General features: G+C 60.4%; 12 protein-coding genes. 6 read left to right on the forward strand and 6 right to left on the reverse strand.

Annotated features, from left to right (window positions below; translation table 11 throughout):
- The first annotated feature begins 220 nt into the window (after nt 1–220).
- The 5 genes from Q2941_RS36450 to Q2941_RS36470 all read left to right on the forward strand — a co-directional run bounded on the left by Q2941_RS36450 (nt 221) and on the right by Q2941_RS36470 (nt 5,601).
- Complete coding sequence (locus tag Q2941_RS36450) at nt 221–856, forward strand: tyrosine-type recombinase/integrase (RefSeq protein ID WP_458195507.1); 636 nt, start codon at nt 221–223, stop codon at nt 854–856.
- 457 nt (nt 857–1,313) lie between these two features.
- On the forward strand, nt 1,314–2,513 hold the full coding sequence (gene acmB / locus Q2941_RS36455) for a methyl acetate hydrolase AcmB (protein ID WP_458195508.1): 1,200 nt from the start codon (nt 1,314–1,316) through the stop codon (nt 2,511–2,513).
- A gap of 148 nt (nt 2,514–2,661) precedes the next feature.
- Entirely contained in the window at nt 2,662–4,347 is a 1,686-nt protein-coding gene (locus Q2941_RS36460; RefSeq protein WP_458195509.1) for a flavin-containing monooxygenase, read from the forward strand.
- A 12-nt stretch (nt 4,348–4,359) separates the two neighbouring features.
- A complete protein-coding gene (locus tag Q2941_RS36465) occupies nt 4,360–4,761 on the forward strand; it encodes an SMP-30/gluconolactonase/LRE family protein (protein ID WP_458195510.1) in 402 nt (133 codons plus the stop codon).
- Nucleotides 4,762–4,965: 204 nt separating this feature from the next.
- Entirely contained in the window at nt 4,966–5,601 is a 636-nt protein-coding gene (locus Q2941_RS36470; protein WP_458195511.1) for a 3-keto-disaccharide hydrolase, read from the forward strand.
- 109 nt (nt 5,602–5,710) lie between these two features.
- Here Q2941_RS36470 and Q2941_RS36475 read toward each other — a convergent pair whose 3' ends face one another.
- The 4 genes from Q2941_RS36475 to Q2941_RS36490 all read right to left on the reverse strand — a co-directional run bounded on the left by Q2941_RS36475 (nt 5,711) and on the right by Q2941_RS36490 (nt 12,701).
- Nucleotides 5,711–6,727, reverse strand: coding sequence for an ABC transporter substrate-binding protein (locus Q2941_RS36475; RefSeq protein ID WP_458195512.1), 1,017 nt, complete (start codon nt 6,725–6,727; stop codon nt 5,711–5,713).
- 435 nt (nt 6,728–7,162) lie between these two features.
- Nucleotides 7,163–8,404: a group II intron reverse transcriptase/maturase gene (gene ltrA, locus Q2941_RS36480; protein ID WP_458195513.1), complete on the reverse strand. Its 1,242-nt coding sequence runs from the start codon at nt 8,402–8,404 to the stop codon at nt 7,163–7,165.
- A gap of 686 nt (nt 8,405–9,090) precedes the next feature.
- Nucleotides 9,091–10,395 (reverse strand): LssY C-terminal domain-containing protein, encoded by a 1,305-nt coding sequence (locus Q2941_RS36485; RefSeq protein ID WP_458195514.1) that lies wholly within the window; start codon nt 10,393–10,395, stop codon nt 9,091–9,093.
- A gap of 407 nt (nt 10,396–10,802) precedes the next feature.
- The gene (locus Q2941_RS36490; RefSeq protein ID WP_458195532.1) at nt 10,803–12,701 is read right to left on the reverse strand and encodes a caspase family protein; all 1,899 of its coding nucleotides are present in this window, start codon (nt 12,699–12,701) and stop codon (nt 10,803–10,805) included.
- A 231-nt stretch (nt 12,702–12,932) separates the two neighbouring features.
- On the opposite strand from Q2941_RS36490, the gene Q2941_RS36495 reads away from it, so the two are divergent.
- Complete coding sequence (locus Q2941_RS36495; protein ID WP_458195515.1) at nt 12,933–13,988, forward strand: IS110 family RNA-guided transposase; 1,056 nt, start codon at nt 12,933–12,935, stop codon at nt 13,986–13,988.
- Nucleotides 13,989–14,558: 570 nt separating this feature from the next.
- On the opposite strand, the gene Q2941_RS36500 is transcribed toward Q2941_RS36495, so the two are convergent.
- On the reverse strand, nt 14,559–16,391 hold the full coding sequence (locus Q2941_RS36500) for an outer membrane protein assembly factor BamB family protein (protein ID WP_458195516.1): 1,833 nt from the start codon (nt 16,389–16,391) through the stop codon (nt 14,559–14,561).
- 372 nt (nt 16,392–16,763) lie between these two features.
- Nucleotides 16,764–20,147, reverse strand: a complete 3,384-nt coding sequence (locus Q2941_RS36505) for an adenylate/guanylate cyclase domain-containing protein (RefSeq protein WP_458195517.1) — start codon at nt 20,145–20,147, stop codon at nt 16,764–16,766.
- Nucleotides 20,148–20,748: the final 601 nt, after the last annotated feature.

Raw genomic sequence — 20,748 nt, forward strand, 5'->3', positions numbered from 1 at the left:
GCGTTTTCCTCGCTTACCCAATCCTCCAGACATTCCGGCAAGAGCGTCAGCTGGGATCTGTCCGCGCCTTCAACGAAACGTCCCATCCGTATCCCCCATCAGGAAACAGAGGAATCCTAGCCGACTCGTGGCTTTTCACACAGCCAGGTCCGAAAGGCGACGTTATTTTAGCAAGTTGCCGGCTTGAAAATGACCGACCTCATTAACTGAGGAGGTCACCATGACCGAAGCTTCAAGCACCATCGAAAACACCTCACATCACGTCCCGTGGAACAAGGGAAAGATCGTGGGGGCGAAGCCGCCACTCCGCCCCAAGCACGTCTGGTCCATCCGGACAAAGCTCCAAGTCGAAGGCCGGCTCCGTGACCTGGCTCTGTTTAACGTGGCCATCGACAGTAAACTTCGTGGCTGCGATGTCCTGGCGCTGAAGGTCGATGACGTCGCGCCAAGCGGCTATGCCGCCGATCGCGCGAGCGTTCGGCAGAAGAAGACGGGCCGGCCGGTCAAGTTCGAACTGACCGAGTCAACGCGCGAAGCCGTCGACGACTATCTGAAGGCGACCGGCAAGAAGCCGGGCGAATATCTGTTCACCGGCCGACGTGGACCCAACTGCAGCCTGACCACCCGGCAGTACGCACGGCTGTTGTCTGGTTGGCTCGCCAGTGTATGCCCGGATCCGCACCTGTTCGGGACACATTCGTTACGTCGAACAAAAGCGACCCTCATCTATCGCCGCACGGGCAACTTGCGAGCCGTGCAGCTCTTATTGGGTCACACGAAAATCGAGAGTACCGTTCGATATCTGGGAATCGAGGCCGACGACGCGCTCGCAATAGCAGAACAAGTTGACGTCTGAATCACCGGGGCGGAGCGGACCAACTCCGCCCTGTTTAGATAGGCAGCTCAGGGCCAACAGCAGAACATCGCCACTTAACTCGACGAGATCCTCGTGGTGGCCTACGCGCCGCGGAAGAACATCAAAGGTCAGCACTGCTTCCATGCCGCAAGATCGGCAAGCATCGAAGTTCTCGTGCCTTCAATGCCAATAGGGAAAATACTTGGCTCACTGCAAGAAATCGGTCTAGGCTTGATGATGCTCGGTCTAAGTCCATGACCTCGAGCCAGATCATGATCAAACCGCCAATCGCTTTGGCTGCTGCGCGATTTTCGTCCGCACATTCCGTGTTGGGACAATTGAACTGAAGAGCGGCTTTCACCCAGCCTGACGGCTGAGTTGTTCCACGGGACCGGTCGGCAGCCTGTCGAGAAGAAGCAGGATCGCACCGAGCGAATTTCAAACGGGAGGAACGGCAATGACCAGCAACTTGAGAACCGCATGTGATGGGATTTTGCAAAGTGTCGTGACGGGCAAAGACCGTGTCCCCGGCGTAGTCGCGATGATCACCGACCGTTCCGCTAACATCTACGAAGGCGCTGCCGGCGAGCGTATGCTTAGCGGTGGTCAGGCCATGACTGCTGACACCGTCTTCGCCATCTTCTCGACCACGAAGGCGATCACCGGCACGGCCATCCTGCAATGCGTCGAGGAGGGCAAGCTCGACCTGGATGCTCCGGCCAAAACCTACGTTCCGGACATTGGCAAGCTCGAAGTGCTCGAAGGATTCGATGCAAGCGGCAATCCGAGGATGCGCGCGCCGAAACGCGACATCACCACCCGCATGCTGATGCTGCACACGGCCGGCCTCGGCTATGACTTCTTTAATGCCAGCTACTTCCGCCTGGCCCAGGAGCAGGGCCAGCCGAGCGTGGTCACCTGCTCGAAGGCGTCGCTGATGACACCGCTGCTGTTCGATCCCGGCGACAAGTGGGAGTATGGCAGCAACATTGATTGGTGCGGCCAGATCGTCGAGAGCATCCGCGGCAAGCGCCTCGGCGAAGTCATGAAGGAGCGGATCTTTGCACCGCTCGGGATGGAGGAGATCGCCTTCTCCCTGACACCTTCGATGCGGTCGCGCCTTGCCGTCATCCACCAGCGCGGGACCGACGGGTCGTTGACGCCGCTTCCCGACATGCAGTTGCCTCCTGACCCGGAAGTCCACATGGGCGGCCACGGGCTCTACGCCTCGATCGGCGAGTACATGAAGTTTATCCGCATGTGGCTGAACGATGGCGCCGGGCCGGACGGCCGCGTGCTCAAGCCGGAGACAGTCGCGGCCGCAGTCCGCAACGGCCTCAGGGCGGATCAGAGCGTTGTGATGCTGCCCGGCGTGATCGCGACCCTGTCGAACGATGCCGAGTTCTTCCCGGGCCTGAAGAAGTCCTGGTGCTACACCTTCATGCTCAACGACGAGGACGCGCCGACCGGCAGGCCGGCAGGGTCGCTCGGTTGGGCCGGTCTCGCCAACACGTTCTACTGGATCGACCGCAAGAACGGGTTCGGCGGATATTGGGCAACGCAGATTCTCCCCTTCGGCGATCCGACTTCGTTTGTCGGTTACATGAACTTCGAGACGGCCGCCTATCAGAGCGGCGAGGTGCGCGCGGCGGCGTAAGTCAGGCGCGCGGACTTAGTCTTCAATGTATCGACGATGCCGCGTCCGGCCTGTGGTCGGACCGACATCGCAGCTACACATTTGAAATGACGGAGCCACAGAGAGCCTCCTCGATGCCGACAACAACTGCTCACAACGGAGGTATGTTATGACAAATGCGCAGGGTAGTTCACCAGGAGCGGGCAAGAAAACCCACTTTGACGCCGTCATCATCGGAGCCGGCTTTTCCGGCATGTACATGCTGCACTCGCTGCGCGACAAGCTCGACCTCAACGTCACCGTGTTCGAGGCCGGCGACGGGGTTGGCGGGACCTGGTACTGGAATCGCTATCCGGGCGCACGCTGCGATTCCGACAGCTACATCTACTGCTACACGTTCGACAAGAACCTGCTGCAGGAATGGAACTGGTCAGAGCGCTATCCCGAGCAGGATGAGATCCTGCGCTATCTCGAGCACTGCGCGGAACGATTCGACCTCAAGCCCGACATCCAATTCGGCAAACGCGTCACCGAGGTCATCTTCGACGACAAGAACGAGCTCTGGACAGTCCGCACCGAGCAAGGCGACGCGGTGACGGCCCGCTTTGTCATCACCGCGGTCGGCGCTTTGTCGACCGCCAACGTGCCTCCGTTCAAGGGTTTGGAGTCATTCAAGGGCAAATGCTACCACACCAGCCAGTGGCCGCACGACGGCGTCGACTTCACCGCCAAGCGCGTAGGCGTGATCGGCACGGGCGCCACCGCGGTGCAGGCGATCCCGGAAATCGCGCAACAGGCCAAGCATCTGACCGTATTCCAGCGTACGCCGGCTTATTGCGTGCCGGCGCGCAATGGCTGTGTCGATCCCGAGGTCACCAGGGCGCGCAAGGCCGATTACGACGGGATCCGCCAGCGCATTAAGGACTCCTTCTTCGGCTTCGAGCTGAACTTCATGCCGAAGGCGGTTCTCGACACCACGCCCGACGAGCGCGAGCGAGAGTTCGATAGGATGTGGGACACTGGCGGCTTCGCATTCTGGCTCGCCAACTACCAGGACATGTTCTTCTCCAAGGAGGCGAACGATCTCATTGCCGACTATCTCAAGCGCAAGATCCGTTCGACCGTCAATGATCCAGCGGTCGCCGACAAACTTACGCCAAAGTCTTATCCCTACGGCACAAAGCGGCAGCCGCTGGACACCAACTACTTCGAGACTTTCAACAAGAAGAACGTGACGCTGGTCGATGCGGCCACGGACGGCCCGATCGAAGAGATTACGCCGAATGGCATTCGCGCGGGCGGCAAGGAGTACCCGCTCGACATCATCGTAGTCGCTACAGGGTTCGATGCGTTGACCGGCCCACTGAAGAAACTCGGCATCAAGGGCCGCGGCGGCAGGGTGCTGGCCCAGGAGTGGGAGGACGGGCCGCAGACCTATCTTGGCGTGGCAGTCACCGGCTATCCGAACCTATTCACGATCACGGGCCCGCAAAGCCCCTCGGTGCTGTCGAACATGCCGGTATCCATAGAGCAGCACGTTGAGTGGGTTACTGAATGCATCGCCCACATGCGAAGAAACAAGCTTTCAACCGTCGAGGCGACGCCGCAGGCACAAGATGCGTGGGGTGCCCACGTCGCAGAGATCGTAAACGCGACTTTGATGACGGGCGCCAATTCCTGGTACATGGGCGCCAACATCGAGGGCAAGGCGCGCCGCTTCTTGCCGTACCTTGGTCCGGAAGGCGTCGGCGGATATCGCAGGAAGTGCGCCGAAGTCGCCGGGAAGGGCTACGAGGGGTTCGCGTTCGGCAGCACGGGTCAGGGTTGGATCGCGCATCCAATCGCGGCCGAATAGATCTGACGGTCCTTGACCGGGATCGCCGCTCCCGGTCGACCCAAGTGTGTGGCACCTCGCGCCTGGATCAGTGGCCCGACCAACCCCTCGCATATCCGTTCGTTCGATCTCGATGTGAGCACCGGCAAGTTGTCGAACAGCAAAGTGTTTGCGGAAATGCCCAAGCCCAGCATCACCGACGGGGTGCGCACCGACACCGAGGGGCGCGTCTGGTTGTCAGTCGGCTGGGGCGATCCGAACGAGGACGGCGTGCGCTGCTATACGCCCGCCGGCGAACTGCTCGGCAAGATCCACATTCCGGAAACCGTCGCCAACCTGTGCTTCGGCGGCCAGCAACGAAACAGGCTCTACATCTGTGGCTCGAGTTCGCTCTATGCGGTCTACACGAGTGCGCAGGGCTCCATGAAGCCATGACACGCTCCAAGGAGGATTCTATCTGGTAGACGTCAGCGGCACTGATAACGCTTGACGCGACAAAAGGGCCACGACGTCAGGTAGTCCAATATTTGCGCGCCGTCTCGGCGCGCAAATACACAAACTGTCCTCTTTGTCAGGGACATGCCAATGCGAGACCAATAGCCAAACGAAGGCTGCCGGGACCGGCGAAACCACTGGCGGATGACCAAGGAGGAGTCCCTCATGCTAATAACATCACGGCGTTCTCCGCATTTCGTTCTTGCACTCGTCGCATCAAGTTTCGCCGTGAGCCAGGCGCTGCCGCAGGCTAAAGCCCAGGAAGCCGGCTGGATCACGCTCTTCGACGGCAAAGACCTCGAACAATGGGATCAGGTCGGCAACTCCAATTGGCATCTGGTGGACGACACGGTGATTGCCGACAAGATGGACGGCAAAGAGGCCGGTTATCTCGTGAGCAAGAAACCGTACAAGGACTTTGTGTTGCGTGTCGAATTCTGGCCGAGCGCCGATGCAAACAGCGGGATCTATTTCCGGTGCCTCGATGCCAAAACGATCACCGACCGTACCTGCTACGAAGCGAATATCTTTGACCAGCGTCCCGATCCGAGTTACGGCACTGGCGCGATCACACGCTACGTCGAGATCAATCCGATGCCGAAAGCCGGCGGCAAATGGAATACGTTCGAGATCACGGCGAAGGGACGCGACATCACGGTCGTGCTCAACGGACACAAAACGGCCGAGCTGCGGAATGGGATGTTCGATGAAGGCTCGATTGCCCTGCAACACGGTGCCGGAACGATCAAAATCCGTAAGGTTCAAATCAAGCTGTTGTAAGTACTGCAACAGAGTGGCGAGTCAGAAATCAAATGAAACCCGTCACGAAACCGGAAGTGGCCCAGCTTATTCGTGTTGCTGATGCCGACCCTTGAGGCGATCGGGCGGATCAAGATGCTGAACGAGTCGTCAACCACCAGTAGGCCTTGACGCCTTTCTTAAGCCGACCGACTGAGCGGGACATGCTGATGGGGCTGCCTGCATCAAAACTTACTTTACGGCTGGTCTGGCTATGCCTTGTCGCGGCTGAATTTTCCATTTGCTGGCAGCCTGGGCACGGGCTCTGAATCACCGAGAACAGAACCACGACCATGGTCACGGGCAGCAGCAGCGGCCAGGTGATGTACCAGAACCGCTGCCACGGCCTGGCGCCATAGGCCATTAGTCCGCCGGCGTTCGTAACTTGCATCGAAAAAGGATATATCGCGGGCAATCTGTAGCGGGCCGCAAGTTCGGTGACTCGCGCACGGTAAACAAGGAATATACTCTCGGCTCCGACGATGAGCCCTTCGGCACTTTCTTTGGCTCCGGCGTCGAACGCGGCTGGAAGGTCGTCGGCGGTCTGGATGTCCTGAACCTGCAGCATCAAGCCCAACGAGGGGGCTGCCTCCTTCAGTGCCTTCACCTGTACGGCTGCAATCGGGTCGGCGGGGTAGGCCAGCACGAGCACCCGCGAGATTTTGGGCGCGATCTCCTTCAACAAAGCAAGACGCTTGGCCGACAGCTCGGAAATCATCATTGAACTTCCGGTGACGTTTGCCCCGGGCCGGGCGACGCTGTTTACAAGCCCGGCCGCCACCGGATCGGCGAGTGCGAGCATGACGATTGGGATCGTGCGTGTCGCGGTCTTGGCGACCTGAGTGGCTGGGGTAGTGCTTGCGACGATGATGTCCGCCTTGAGGCGCAGACATTCAGCAGCGAGGGTGGGAAACCGCTCGCCATGTCCGTCCGCAGAAAGGTAGTCGATGCTGATAGTTTGCCCGTCCACATAGCCAAGGTCGCGCAGGCCGTCGAAGAAAGGGCCAAATCGGGTCGACCTCGACGCGTCTGGATCGAACGTTAGGAAGCAGAGCCGCGGCATGTTCTTGGGTCGCTGGGCGTGCACGGCAAGCGGCCATGTTGCCACCGCGCCACTCGCCGCTCTGAGGAAATCCCGCCGCCTCATGCATGCCGCCAAGCCTGACCAAGACGCATTGTAGCTGTCTGGATGCATGCTTTGAAAGAGCTCAAACGACCTCGGGCGAATACCGGCTGGGCGCCGCCAATGTCGCAGTTGGGTCACGAGCGTCGCCCTCTGCAATAGACGTCGGCCTGTCGATTTCCGCTATGCCCCGTTCGCGACCGAGGATGCGTGGCGGTGTATGTCGCGAAGGTAGAGTCGAGGACGGGCGCGGTGGCTTGGGGCCGATGGCCAACACTCCGTTTCCCGTCCCCGCTCATCGAACTGGACGTGCCGATTTCCGGCATCCAGCTCTCCGACCAGTTTCATCGCGAGGCATTCGACGTGGCAATCCGGGGCAGGCGTTCGAGACGCAGCAGGCCGCATTCTCCGTAGACAACTTCAAGAGAGAACCGCCGTGTGCCGCGCCCTGCCACCTTTGTGCCGTCTGGCAAGGAAGTCTCGTACGCGCTCATAGGCATAGTGGTCGACAGCCCGGTAGGCCGAACTCCGCGTTCCGAAGCTGAAGTAGTTTGACCAACCGAGCAGTGACCTGTTCAGCGTGTCGCGCACTTCATCCCACGGATCGAGGTTGCTGGGCACCAGCAGTCGCCGAACCTCCGTCTTGAGCCGTTGGATACTCTTCTTGGACGGGCTCGCGCTCAGATACCACTTACCGTTCGCTTTGAAGCGATGCGGTCCGAACGAGTAGCCCAGGAAGTCGAAGCGTTCTTGTCGAGCGTTCCTCACAGAGGTTTTAGCCTCGTTGAGTGTGAGCCCGAGTTTGGTCATCACCGCCTTCGTCCATGCCAGAGCCTCAGTCGCGTATCCGCAGCTGAGGATGACGAAGTCGTCGGCGTACGCGACAACGTCCGCACGGAACGCTTCCCCACAGCCCGTCAGCCGCCAATGCTTCAGGAACCGATTCATATAGATGTTGGCAAGCAGTGGGCTCGCAACGCCACCTTGCGGCGTGCCGCGAGTGTTGCTCTTGCCTCCACTGATGCGCCGGGTCCCATTGTCATCCCGTTCTTCGATCGGCGCTTTGAGCCACAACTTGATCAGCCGCAGCACGTGCCGATCGACGATCCGACGCGCCACCGACTTCATAAGATCGGAATGCGGAATCGTATCGAAGTAGCGGGATAAATCAGCATCGACCACGTCGGTGTAACCCCGACAGATGAGCCGGTGGACTTCCTTGACTGCGTCCACCGCCCCGCGCGCGGGACGATAGCCGTAGGCATTGTCCTCGAAGTCAGCCTCAAAGATCGGTTCCAACACCAGCTTGGCGGCGGTTTGAACCACCCGGTCGCGGATCGTCGGTATGCCGAGCGGACGCTCGCCTTCCCCATTCCGCTTCGGGATCATCACCCGCCGCACCGGACTGGGCCGGTACGTCTTCGAGACCAATTCCTCGCGCAAGCCCGCCAGCCACGCCTCTAGGCGCGACGTTTCAATCGCCGCGAAGGTCATTCCGTCCACCCCCGGTGCGCCCGCGTTGCCGCGAGCCAGCACATAGGCATGGCGCAAGATGTCTTCTCGGCAGATCTTGTCGTAAAGCACGTAGAAGCGAAAGGCGGGCTCCGCCTTAGCCTTGCAATAGAGCTTTCTCCGGATCTTTTCAGGCGTTGCCAGGCTCATCGCCAATCACCTTCACCTCACCCTCGTCAAAAGCGCACCAGAAGTCAGGGTCCTTTGCTCCGCCGCCATTACACGGCATCAGCGCTCCTACGACCCTGTCCGACTCCCGCTGTGACCGCCGCCTGTCGCGACGTCGAGGCCGCTACCCTCGTCATCAACGGGTCTCCCCCGATTACTCGAACCACCTTTCCAACGTGCCGTGCCCACTACCCCGGCGGATTAAGCGGGTGCACATGTCGATTGCTTCCCCGCTTATGCAGCCTTCCCCAATTGGCCGGAGGGTCGGCATCCGCATTGTCACTTTCGAGGCCTGCTCAGGCTTTACTCACGTTACGGCCCGCCGGATCGCTCAGCCGCCCTATCGGCGACCTTTGTCGCGAGGCTCCAACCCAGCCGGTTACCCGACCAAGCTGCTCGCTAGCTACCGGACCAATCGACAACTTTCCGGGTAGAATCCTCCTCTACTGATGGTTCGCGCCTTCGGGGCGCACGGCCAATAGGCGACATCATTCGGTCACCCCTGGGCGCGCGAGCAGCATCGGTGTCCACCGCGTGGCCAAGCGCGTTGGCCATTTTGAATTTGCCAGGCAGTTGGACCGGCAGATCGGCAAGATTGGCACCCCGGAGGATGCGGTCGATGTATCCTGCCGCCGGTTGAAATTGTTCGATCCACGATCCAGGTCGGACTACTGAGCGTCGCGACCGGCTTCCTCACGCGGCGCCAATGGAATGTTCCAGGGAAGTCTTTCGATATTTCCGAGCGGTGCAGTTTGATTCGAGAGGAATATCACAGCGCGCAATCCGTCAGTGTAATAGGGATCGCCGGTGAGATTCGTGCGCGGTGCGGAAGCCGGGGCTGCACCAACGCCATCGACGTAGCCGTATCGTTCGACAAATCCGGACAGCAACATGTCCTGCAGCATATAAGCGCGGTCAAAATCGACGTCGGGCGCGACTTTATGCGTGGTCAAATTCCATGTCTGAGTAGTGAGGCGCACTCCGATATCCCTGCTCACCTGCCCGATCCATACTCTTCGTCCCTCAAACGTGTACGGCGTAAGCCAGAACCGTGCATGAACGCGTTCATTTATTGTCGATCGGGCCTTTTGCAGAACGAAGTCTTCCCTGCGATTGAAGACGTACAGCGGACTCACCGGAGAAGTCAGAAACTCATCTCGAAAAATGAAGGCCCGCGCAGTTTCGATGTCACTTGCGAAATCGAGTTGCCTGGCAAGATGCCAGCCACGGGAGATGAAAGGAACAATCGGACTTTGCCGGTTTTCGACAATGACGAGATTGAGCGGATCGCCGTTGCGCGTGTCGTCAGCGTTGGTGGTGCAGCAGACCTGCTTCGCAAACGTCGTTCTCAATGACTCAAGGTCGAGATCGTTGATCTTCTTGCCAGGATAGATGGTATCAGTGCCAATGTCGGTACCGACAAACTTTGGTCCCGGGACGGGCAACGCAAACTCAAAGGTCTCAACACGTTTCGGCCCGGCTATGACGATATGAGCATATTTGATACCGGCGTCGAGGACGCCATACATAAAGCCGGTCGTTTTCGAGTGGGCCGGGAGGACGTTTGCGATTTGGTGGCTCAGAAAGAACTCGTTGCGCGCACGATTGGCGGCAAAGGACATCAGGCCGCGAAATCGATAAGCAACCTCGTAGGGTGAATAGTAATCTGGGTCCGTCGCGACGGGAATGAAGGTGAGTTGGTCATCGGTCTGGTTCTCGATGGATAGCCAGACGGGTTGAATGTTACGTCTGGCAAGATTTTCCCCAAAGAACTGGCGACTTTCGCTCTCGCCGAGTGCGCTGGCATCCACCTTGATTCCGGAGGCAGACTTCTGCTGCGCTCGAGCCATGAAAGTCGAGGTGTCACCTGGGTCAGGGCTAAACCCGAATGAGTTGACAACGGCGAGCATCGCCGCCAACGCAATCACCAGGATAGCAGCGACAAGGATTTTGCGCGTCCGAGAGTTCTTCATAGCCAGCTTCCGCAATCGCAGTTCCAGAATATCCGTTTAGCAACGCAAGCCTCTCTTTCTCGAACTGTCTTCGATTCCTGGCGCGCGGGCTCTCAGGAGAAATCGAGCGTCCCGCGCTCTAAGCCTCTAAAGAACTCCTAAACGCACCAAAATGAGAGTATCGAGATAGCAGCAGGCAGAACACGGCCGCAGACGCACCTTTAAGATATCGATTCATGGTGCTCGGGCATGATGGAGACAGAGTGTCACGCTTCCATATTGAGCTAGATCAATGAGGGCCGCTTCGGGTCATTCGCGACTGAGCCGGGCAGTGCTCGCTACCAATCGATGTCCGCTTCGGTCCCGATAGCGCCGGCATATGAGCAAACGCAGCAAATGACGCGAGGGGCCATGTGTGGACATCGCATCTATGGGTCTGGGTCGGTCTTCCTCTCAGGGAGTACAACCTGGTCATCTACGGCATACAACATGCAGGGCAGCCCGGGTAATTGATTGCATTCGGCGAGGGCCTTCTGCTCAGCCTCTTTGACAGTGCTGCCGGTCGCTGAAATATACTTGGCAAGCTGCCCCGGCTTCACCGCCATTGCCTTTGACTGCCAAATTACGCTGTAGCTGCGAACAACGTCCAAACTCACACGCGGAAGAAATGGCAGTTTATCCGTTCTATATCGACCCGAATAATGTACCTCATCGATGTCGCGGCGGGGAGCCACGAGCGGATCGCTAGCGATGAGTGAGTCGTCCTTGGCGATAAGAACGCAAGGGTTGTTGGAGACTACTTGGCAATTCGCAAGCGCCATGCGCTCCGCAATATCCGTACTAGGAGCTCCCGACCAATCACTATATTTGCCGCTGTCAGGGTCGATCGCCAGAGCCTTGTGACCGTTAGTTGAACGATAGACTTCCTCGACCCTCGAAGGGGCAACAAGCCTTACAGCATCGGAAATGGTCTCGGCTGGCACCCTAGGCGCGATAATACGCAGTGGCAGAACGACGTGATTATTGAGGGCGTAGAGAAAGCAAGGCCCGTCCTTGTGCGACCTATCCGGATCATCGTTACACTTTGCCAGGGCGTATGCCTCCGCCGATCGCAGATCGGCTTGGTTCGATGAAATGAAAATCCGCCCCCGGGGGTGAATCGCCGCCGCCTTCGGGGCAGGTTTTGAGAGATAATCAGTGACCTCGGGCCGAGCACGCCAACTCGGAGTGAGAACCGGTATCTGAGCTGGGTCAAATTGCCCCTCATAGCTGACTCGGCTCATGCCACGGCTCGTCCAGCTATTGTCTGAGGGCATCTCCGAGATCGTCTCATTGACCGCCACAAGAATACAGGGGCTCCCGTAGCGTATTTGACAGCCTTCGAGTGCCCCCTGTTCTGCAGCATAGGCACTCTCGCGCGGCCCGACGCGCCATGTTGCATTGCTTTCTCGTGAAGCTGCCTGGGCCTTGTTCGCCCGCATTTCAGCGTAAGCAGTCGTCGTGCTCTGCAGGTTTGGCTGACCGTAATCCGGCAGGACCTTCTTAAGTGCTTTCTGAAAATTCTGCTGGAATTCAGCTGTGCCAACTGGTGAGGACGACGCGTTAGGTTGCCTTTCTGTCCTGTCAGGCTTGAAGTAAAAGTCACCCTCGAGTGCTGAATTTTCCCACGGTATCTGCCTTCCGCCCGTAGCCTCGCGAACCTCGCGTCGAACATCGCCAAGCATGTGGCGAACCTCAACACCCGATCGCTCAACATTGTGAAGTAGAGCCGCAGTGAACGGACTGTTTCTTGAATCGCCATCAAAAGCAGTGCTTCCGGGAGCGGTCGAGAAGACGATCAAAGTTCCCATGGCAGCGTTAACGGGACCGAGACCTCGTGCACTTACCGATCGATAACTCCCAGCCAATTGTTTGATAAACGGATTATCTCTGCAGGAATCCAATATAAGCAGCGAGATTTTGCTGCGGCCCGAAACACTATCCAACACACTGTCAAGATCGACCGTCTCGAAGCGCAGATCGCGTTCGGTGCGAATGTCGGCCGACGCAGGCACGAGCAGGTTCTGTCCGTTCACCTCCAGCGCATGACCGGAATAGTAGAACACGCTGGCCTCTGCGCCCTCGGCATTTCTGCCCAATTTTCGGATAGCCTCTTCTAGCGCTGGGCGATCGGGATCGATCAGTGTCCGGACCTCGAAGCCCAAGCGGTAGAAGGCGTTAGACACGTCGAGTGCGTCGTTGGACGGATTCGAAAGGCGCGGTACGTGAGTGTAGTTGGAGACGCCAACCGCTAGGGCTACCCGCCGACCGGACTGGGCAATTGCCATCTCTTGCAACGATAACAACAACGCCACGACACCTAGAACAAATCTCAGCAAAGCCGTAATCCCTCGCAGCTCGTGCTGGCGAGGTTAGGCCCTGATGGTCCGAACGGCAATAATGACCCCAAACTGTGGCCCAGAGACTCTGGAATTGTCGGCTAATGGGATGGTCCGGCCGTGCTCCAGCCCCGCCAGTGCGAGAAGCTGGCAAGGGGCGCTCAACTCAAGGAGCATGCCATGTCTCAGAACCTCAACACAGCGATCTCCGTGATCGGCATCGATATCGGCAAGAACTCGTTCCACCTCGTGGGTCATGATCACCGCGGCGCCATCGTGCTGCGGCAGAAGTGGTCGCGCGGCCAAGTGGAAACACGGCTCGCCAACCTGCCGCCGTGCTTGATCGGTATGGAGGCATGCGTCGGCGCCCATCATCTCAGCCGCAAACTCCAAATGCTTGGCCACGACGCCCGCCTGATGCCGGCGAAATACGTGCGCCCGTATTCAAAGGGACAGAAGAATGACTTCCGAGATGCGGAAGCCATCGCCGAGGCTGTCCAACGCCCGACCATGAAGTTCGTCGCGACCAAGACCGCCGATCAGCTCGACCTTCAGGCACTGCACCGCGTCCGCGATCGATTGGTCGGCCAGCGTACCGGCGTCATCAATCAGATCCGTGCGTTCCTGCTGGAGCGGGGCATCGCCGTGCGGCGAGGCCTGCATTCCCTGCGGTTCGAGTTGCCGAGTATCTTGGCGACACGCACCGACGTGCTCTCGCCTCGCATGTTGCTCATCATCGAGGGGCTGGCGGAAGACTGGCGCCGGCTGGATCAGCGTATCGAGGAGCTATCTGGCGAGATCGAAACACTGGCCCGTCAAGATCAGGCCTGCCAACGACTGATGACGGTGCCTGGCATTGGCCCGATCATCTCGAGCGCAATGGTGGCCGCGATCGGCACCGGCGACGTGTTCTCGAAGGGCCGCGACTTCGGCGCCTGGCTTGGACTGGTGCCGAAGCAGATATCGACCGGTGACCGCACGATCCTCGGCAGTATATCAAGGCGCGGCAATCGCTACCTGCGCGCGCTGTTCGTGCAAGCCGCGTGGGTTGTGCTGGTCAAGGTCAGGTGCTGGGAGCGCTACGGCCTCAAATCTTGGATCGAAGCTGCCAAGAAGCGATTGCATCACAACGTGCTGGCGATTGCGCTCGCCAACAAGCTCGCCCGGATCGCCTGGGCGGTCCTCAACAAGGGACGCGCCTTCGAGTGCGTCAAGGCTGAGGCGACGGCGTCCTGACCTGGCTGATCCTCGCGCCGTGCTCGGAGCCGTCAAGGCGCAGCCTGGCAGCGTAGAGCGAGACGTCAGGACAGCACGACGGCCGGCCTTGACGGCCCCTTGCGCGCGGCGCGTCTGCGCGCGCAGGCCGGGACGAAGGAACGAACGGCAGGCACGAACAAAGGAACGGCGCGAAGTGAGGAGCTATCGATGACGTAACGACACCTTACCCGCCGAGGTCTGCGAGAGGATGAGACGACGATGGAGACTCGGTCTTCCCGGCGCATGCGAACACTGGTGACCCAAATGGCCCGTCCGAGGTCTGTCCGCTAACCAGATCGCATACGCGCTGATATCCATGATGGCCCGGAGCACTGCGCTCCAAGCAGAGACCGGATACATTGATGCAAGACCGCATCTACTGGTCCGTCGAAATCTTCTTGCACCGCACGGCCGGACCATACATTGGGTCACTCGCGCCATTTTGGCCCGTTCGTCCGAAGGTCTGCTTACCCCCTGACAGCGGCGGAATAGCAGACATCCTTCAACCGCCAAATCCGGAAGTTATAGTTGCGTAGAGACACCGCCCGCCTACCGCACATCGAAGGCAAGCAGCGCGTTGCCGGGGAGGCCGCTCCATTGCCCGTACCCGGAGTTGACGTAGAGCATGCCGTCGACGATGACGGGGCCGGGGCCGTCGATGGCGCCGCCATGTGCCGGAATGCCATTGACCGTGGCATAGTCACGCGCGGTGTCGATCTCCCATAGTAGGCGGCCGTCATCGGTCGCGTAGGCGCGCAGGAAGCCGCTGACCCCGCCCGAGAACACCACGCCAGGAATCAGCGACACGGCCGCCGAGAGCGCGGGGCTGCACTGGCTGCGCTCGCCGCATGGCACCGGCGGCACCTGCATCATGATTTTCCCGTTGGCCAGATCGAGCGCGAACAGACCGCCGCCGGCCGCGGGATCGAGCCGCCGCGTGCCGTCGGAGAGAAACCACAGATCGGAGTTGGCGACATAGACGCGATCCTGGTCGGCGGCGGAGCCCCACATGATGCCACCGAGTGCGCCGCCCTTGCCGACCCGCGTCTGCCACAGGACCTTGCCCTCCTGGTCGGGATCCAAGGCATGCGCCACGCCGGATTTCTGGCCGACGACCAGTTCGCGCTGTCCGTTGCGCAACGTCACCAGGATCGCCGACTGGCCGAAATCGTGGTCCGGACCGTGGTTCTCAGGACAGTTGAAGTAATCGGAGGGAGAGTAGCATGCGGAGATGTAGGCGTCCGCCGGTGTGACCTGCCGATGCCATAGCTCCCTCCCGCTTTCGAGATCGAGCGCAAGGATCGCGTCGCTGGTGTCGGCGGGTGGGTTCGAATAGCTGTTGCCGGTCGCGACATAGAGCGCGCGGCGCTGGACGTCGATCGTGGGCGCCGACCAGATCGACGCGCCCGACGGACCGTGCAGCTGCGTGCCCATCGCATTGCGGGTGGTCGGGTGCGGCGCTTCGGGAATCGTGTACGTCTTCCAGATCTGTGCGCCGTTTGCTGCATTCAGCGCCACGACGCTGCCACGAAACGTGCAGCATTGGTAAGCGGAGCGGGATGCGATGGCCTCCTCGATCGAGGCAACCGCCACATAGGCCACGCCGGAGTAAAGCACAGGCGCGGCGGTGATCCGCGCCGCCAGATGCTCCTCCACCCTGGTCTTCCAGATCAGCGCGCCGGTCGCAGCGTTCACCGCATAAACGTTGGAGCGGACGTCGCCGAAATAGATGGCGATCTGGTCGGTGCCAGTGATCGGCGCCACGCTGATTGCGGTGCGGACCCGCGCCTCAGTCGGAAATGCCCAGCGTGTGCAACCGCTCTTCGCATCGAGCGCGTAGACCTTGAGGTCGGCTCCGGCGACGAAAAGCCATCCGCCGACGACGGTCGGTTGGGCGTTGACAACTGTCGCGCCGGGAAAGCCGAACGCCCATTTTAGCTGCAACCGTGAAACCGTCGCCTTCGTGATCCCAGCCATCTCTGCCGGCTGGAAGCGGCTGTTCGCGAGATCGACGCCCCAACCGTTCCAGCGTGGTCCGTCGAGACGAAGGCTGGCGTGATCCCGCGCGCATTGCCCGGCTGCGTTGTCCGCAGCGCTCGGGGCGTCAGCGGTTTTCCCGGTCACGAAGGAGGCGACCGCTGCGCGATCGGCATCAGTCCAACCCTGCGTGATCAAGCCCATGGTGCCCGTGGTGATTGAGCGCACGACTGCGTCGAACGGCATCGACTGCAGGACACTGCGGCTGGGCGCGCGGGCCCCGGCGCTGCCGTTGTCGTGACATTGCGCGCAGCGCTGCGCATAGAGCGACGCGCCGGCGTCTTGCGCGAGTGTCGAAATGCAGGACCAGATCAGGAGCGCGGCAGCCGCGGCTATCGTCTTCATGGTCTGGCTCCAGCGTTGTCTTGCTTCCGGCGTCGGCCTCGCTGCTGCAAGGCGTAGGCAGCAACGCGCTGTAAAGTAGCACAACCTAGAGGTCTTGGCGTGCGGTTGTTTCTTCCTTGCATCCGCCCCCGGTTTTGTGGGCTCCGTCGCGTAAAGCTTGACTGAGGCGGCTGTGCCGGACGCCATTTAGTTCGTGCGGTGCGGAGGCTTCTTCTTATGCTGTGTCGGCTGCGTTGCCTTCGGAGGCTGCGGAGGTTGCGGCCAGTAGGCACAGGGGACGCAACTACAGCCACCGCAGGCACCGCCACCGGCGGCCAGCCTTGGTTTTTGGAAGAGCGGTGGTGGTGCAGCATACCGGAAGTCGCCCGTCATTCATCGCGTGAGCTCGTCGAGCAGCGACTTCGCTTCCTTCAGGTCGCGGCTGCCGAAGCCTTCGGTGAACCAACAATAGATCGGCGCGAGCAGCTCGCGCGCCTCGTTCCGCTTACCTTGGTCGCGCCAGAGCTGCGCCATGCTTATCGCTGCCCGTAGCTCCCAGGATTTTGCCTTCTGCTCGCAGGCGATCGCGAGCGCGCGCTCAAAGCAGGCCTCCGCTATCGCCACATCCCGCTCGGGCGACGTCAGCGCAATTTCGCCCGCGATTCGGTGGATGTCAGCTTCGCGCCACCTTTCCTTGGTTGTGTCTATCGCCGCCATCGCTTCGCCAATGCAGCGCCAAGCGTCATCGAAGCGATCGAGCTGAGCATAGGCCCTCGCCAACTCTGCCAAGTACCACGGCATCCAAAGCGTTGATCCGGTTGATCGATACGCAGTGATTGCGGAGGTCATTATTTGGACCGCGTCGTGGGCGTTGCCGTCTAAGATCAACACGCAGCCTCGGTTCATCACTCCGGCCACCTTCCAAAAAAAGGAGCCCTTTTCATCCGCCAACGTGACAATCTCATCAACTTTCGCATTGGCTGCCGCGTAATCTCCGCACAGAATATCTGTCAATGATCCGTGGAGCAGCGCAAACAATAAAGTTGCAGGTTGGTTGATCTCGCGCGCATACTTGAGCGCGCGCTCGGTGTCTGCGCGCGCGGCTTCGGGATAGCCAAGCAGCCACAAACCTATCGCTCGATAGGACAAGGCGGAAACCTGGGCGTCTTGGCCAAAGCGCGTCGCAAGCTGACGATGCTCAGCAGGATCATACAGCGCGATCGCCTGATCGTAGTGGGGTCGGCTTTCCGCGATGTCTCCCGTGACCAGTAGAGAATTGGCCATAAGGCGATGCCCGAGCATTAGCGGCACTATGGCCCCTTGCTTTTCTGCGAGTGTCAGAACCTGCGCCGCGACCTCGCGCATCACGTCACCGTTGAACGCGACATAGCTTGCGGTCCAGAAGCCGTAAAGGACGGAAAACAATAGCAGCGGGTCCTCGGGAGGCTCCCCCAGGGTTTCAGCTCGTTCGATCAAGTGACGCGCGCGCTCCGCAGCCGCCTTGACTTCCGGTGACGCATAGCCTTTCACATGCAGGAGCGGAGTTATGATCGCGACTTGAAGCCTGATTTCTTCGCGTCGTAGCGCGGGAGTGCCAGGCGAGCTCGCAATCTGGCTGAGAGCCCGTGTGAGCTGCTCTGTGGCTTCGACAAGCGCCGAGCGTGCCAGCGACCGCTGGCCCGCCTTTCCCCACAGCCCCGCGGCCTTCTCTATAAGCCCGGCCTCGGTGCAGTGGCGCGCAAGCAGCTCCGGCTGGCTCTCGGCGGTCTCCGCGAACTGATTTTCAAGGCGTTGGGCGATGCGGGCGTGAAGCGCGCGTCTCGGCTCGCGTAGCAACGTGCCGTAGGCCGCGTCTTGCACCAGAGCATGCTTGAACAGGTAGGTCGCATCCGGCGGCACGCCACGCCGGAATAATAATCCGGCGTCAACGAGACGGTCGAGCGCTGCTCCCAACTCCGCCTCTGGCTTGCTCGCAACCGCGGCCAGCAGCGGATGGGAGAACTCCCGCCCGATTGCCGCCCCAATCTGCGCCACCTCCTTCGCGGGGCCGAGCCGGTCGAGCCGCGCCATGAGCGACGCATGCAGGCTTGCCGGGACAGCCGTTGCCGGGGACGGAACCTCAGCAGCGGTCCGCCGCGCTTCGCTTTCGCTCTCCGCTTCCAGAATCGCCCTTGTCATCTCCTCCACGAACAGAGGAATTCCGTCGGTGCGCTCAACGATGTTCTCCCGGATGCCGGGCGGCAGCGGCGCGCTGCCCATGAGACCATCGATCATGGCGACAACGTCGCGCTCCGTTAGCCGATTGAGCATCAGCGCTGAGATGTAAGGCCGTCCGATCCAGGGCGCATCGAACTCCGGCCGGAAAGTCACGATCAACAGCACGGGAAGGGTCGCGATCACATCCACAACCCGACAGAACGCTTCCAAGCTTGTGGGGTCAGCCCAATGCGCATCCTCGAAAATCATCAGCACTGGATTCCGGCGGGTCAGCGCCTCCAATTGTGAGATTAGCGCTTTCAGCGTTTTCTGCCTGCGTTGCTGCGGCGTCAACTCGAGCACGGCATACCGTCCATCATTCAAGAGCGACAGCATCTCCGCAAAAAGGGCGGCATCCTGGGCTGAGGTCAAGGTCTGCACAAGCACGGCATCGAGCTTGTCGAGCCTCGCTTGCAACTCGTCGTGATGCGCGAACCCAGCAGCACGCTCCATCTGGCCGATGATCGGATAGAGGGCGCTATTTGTGTGCTGGGGCGAGCAGAAGTACCGCAAACGGGTGTGCGGTTCGGCGGCGAGGCGTTCCAGCAGCGCGGCCGTGAGCCGCGATTTTCCGATGCCCGCCTCACCCGAGAGCAGCACCACCTGGCCTTCGCCTGTCTTTGCCGTGCACCACCTCCGAAGCAGCAATTCGAACTCTTCTTGGCGGCCGATGAGTTCAGTGAGGCCACCTGCGTGTAGAGCCTCGAAGCGGCCCTCGGCCAAAGAAGGTCGCAGTGCTACCCAGGCTCTGATGCTACCGGGGATGCCTTTGAGCTCCTGGGGTCCAAGGTCCTTCAGGTCAAACAGATTGCCCAGGAGCCTTCGCGTGCTCTCGGCAATGAGCACCGCGTTGGGCTCAGCAACGCCTTGCAGACGTGCGGCAACGTTGGGTGTTTCCCCGACGATACCGCGCTCCTGCGCCTCCCCTGATCCGATCAGATCGCCAATGACCACAAGCCCGGTCGCAATACCCACGCGCGTTTGCAGCGTAACGGACAATTTGAGTGTCCCAACTGCCGCAATCGTCTCCAGTGCTGCGCGCACGGCTCGCTCAGCGTCGTCTTCGTGCGCCTGCGGATAGCCAAAGTAGACGAGCACCCCGTCCCCCATGTATTTCGCGACGAAGCCCCCAAAGCGTCTGACAATGTCAGCGACGCAGTTCTGGTACGCTGAAATGATCTCGCGCAAATCCTCGGGGTCCATGCTCGCGGAGAGCGCCGTGGAGCCGACCAGGTCAGAAAACATCACGGTGACGTGGCGGCGCTCGGCGCGGTCCTGCGGGCCTACCAACGACCGAGACGCACGTTCTTCATTCTCAGAGGAAGGTTGAGCGCCCTCATCGGTCCGTAGAGCAGCGATCGCATCGAGGAGCTTGCGGCGGTGGCCGACAATAGAGACGCCGAGATCCTTTAGGTCCTCCGCCGTCAGGTTTGGGAGGATCGTCCCGTCAATCTCGTTCTCGCGGAATGCCGCCTCATATTGGTCGAGGCCCAGCCTCCGTAGCCAACCTCCGAGCTCCATGGCGGCGCCCCGGTTCGCCTCTTGCCGCATAATCCCCCAGTCTAGACAGCCTGTCTAGGTGCGCTTCCTGGATGAGCGGTTTGGGTCGTCAAAAGCGGCGGTCGAGGCAAGCACATCCCCGCGTCCGGTTTACCGCCGACAGCCGACATCACAACGGCTTAGGGCCATGTGTGGACGGCTCCGGGTTGGCAAGTAGAATCTTCACTTTGCGGCGTTGGTCGGAGCGGCCATGTGTTCGGCCTGTTTGCGCGGTAGCCATGACCGCTGGCCATACTGCCCTCCGCGGATCAGGTCCCGGTCAAAAGCACGCATTCGAAGATGCTGTGGCCCGAGTGGGTTGTCCTGATCGCCGGATCGACCGGCGGTGCATTAAGTGCTGTTCGCCCTTGCAGCCGACTCTCCGGTCCGCGTTTGTCGTTCGGCATCCGCGGTGCTTCGTTTGGGAGTTTGAGGCGGCAGGCGGTCGAACGAACCGCCTACCCCCGATTGATTTGACTCAAAATATCCACGGCACATACCGCCGACCCCCGTTTAAGCCCTCGTGACGATCGCATTCAAACTCTTCCCGAGAGGTCCTGCAATTTCAGCTCTCTCTTGATCT

This window comes from Bradyrhizobium sp. UFLA05-153, from assembly GCF_054185185.1.

Bases quoted from the DNA above. Each gene is read 5' to 3' on its own strand.
- Q2941_RS36450 (WP_458195507.1), top strand. From the start codon at position 221: ATGACCGAAGCTTCAAGCACCATCGAAAACACCTCACATCACGTCCCG.
- acmB (WP_458195508.1), top strand. From the start codon at position 1,314: ATGACCAGCAACTTGAGAACCGCATGTGATGGGATTTTGCAAAGTGTC.
- Q2941_RS36460 (WP_458195509.1), top strand. From the start codon at position 2,662: ATGACAAATGCGCAGGGTAGTTCACCAGGAGCGGGCAAGAAAACCCAC.
- Q2941_RS36470 (WP_458195511.1), top strand. From the start codon at position 4,966: ATGACCAAGGAGGAGTCCCTCATGCTAATAACATCACGGCGTTCTCCG.
- ltrA (WP_458195513.1), bottom strand. From the start codon at position 8,404: ATGAGCCTGGCAACGCCTGAAAAGATCCGGAGAAAGCTCTATTGCAAG.
- Q2941_RS36485 (WP_458195514.1), bottom strand. From the start codon at position 10,395: ATGAAGAACTCTCGGACGCGCAAAATCCTTGTCGCTGCTATCCTGGTG.
- Q2941_RS36490 (WP_458195532.1), bottom strand. From the start codon at position 12,701: ATGGCAATTGCCCAGTCCGGTCGGCGGGTAGCCCTAGCGGTTGGCGTC.
- Q2941_RS36495 (WP_458195515.1), top strand. From the start codon at position 12,933: ATGTCTCAGAACCTCAACACAGCGATCTCCGTGATCGGCATCGATATC.
- Q2941_RS36500 (WP_458195516.1), bottom strand. From the start codon at position 16,391: ATGAAGACGATAGCCGCGGCTGCCGCGCTCCTGATCTGGTCCTGCATT.
- Q2941_RS36505 (WP_458195517.1), bottom strand. From the start codon at position 20,147: ATGGAGCTCGGAGGTTGGCTACGGAGGCTGGGCCTCGACCAATATGAG.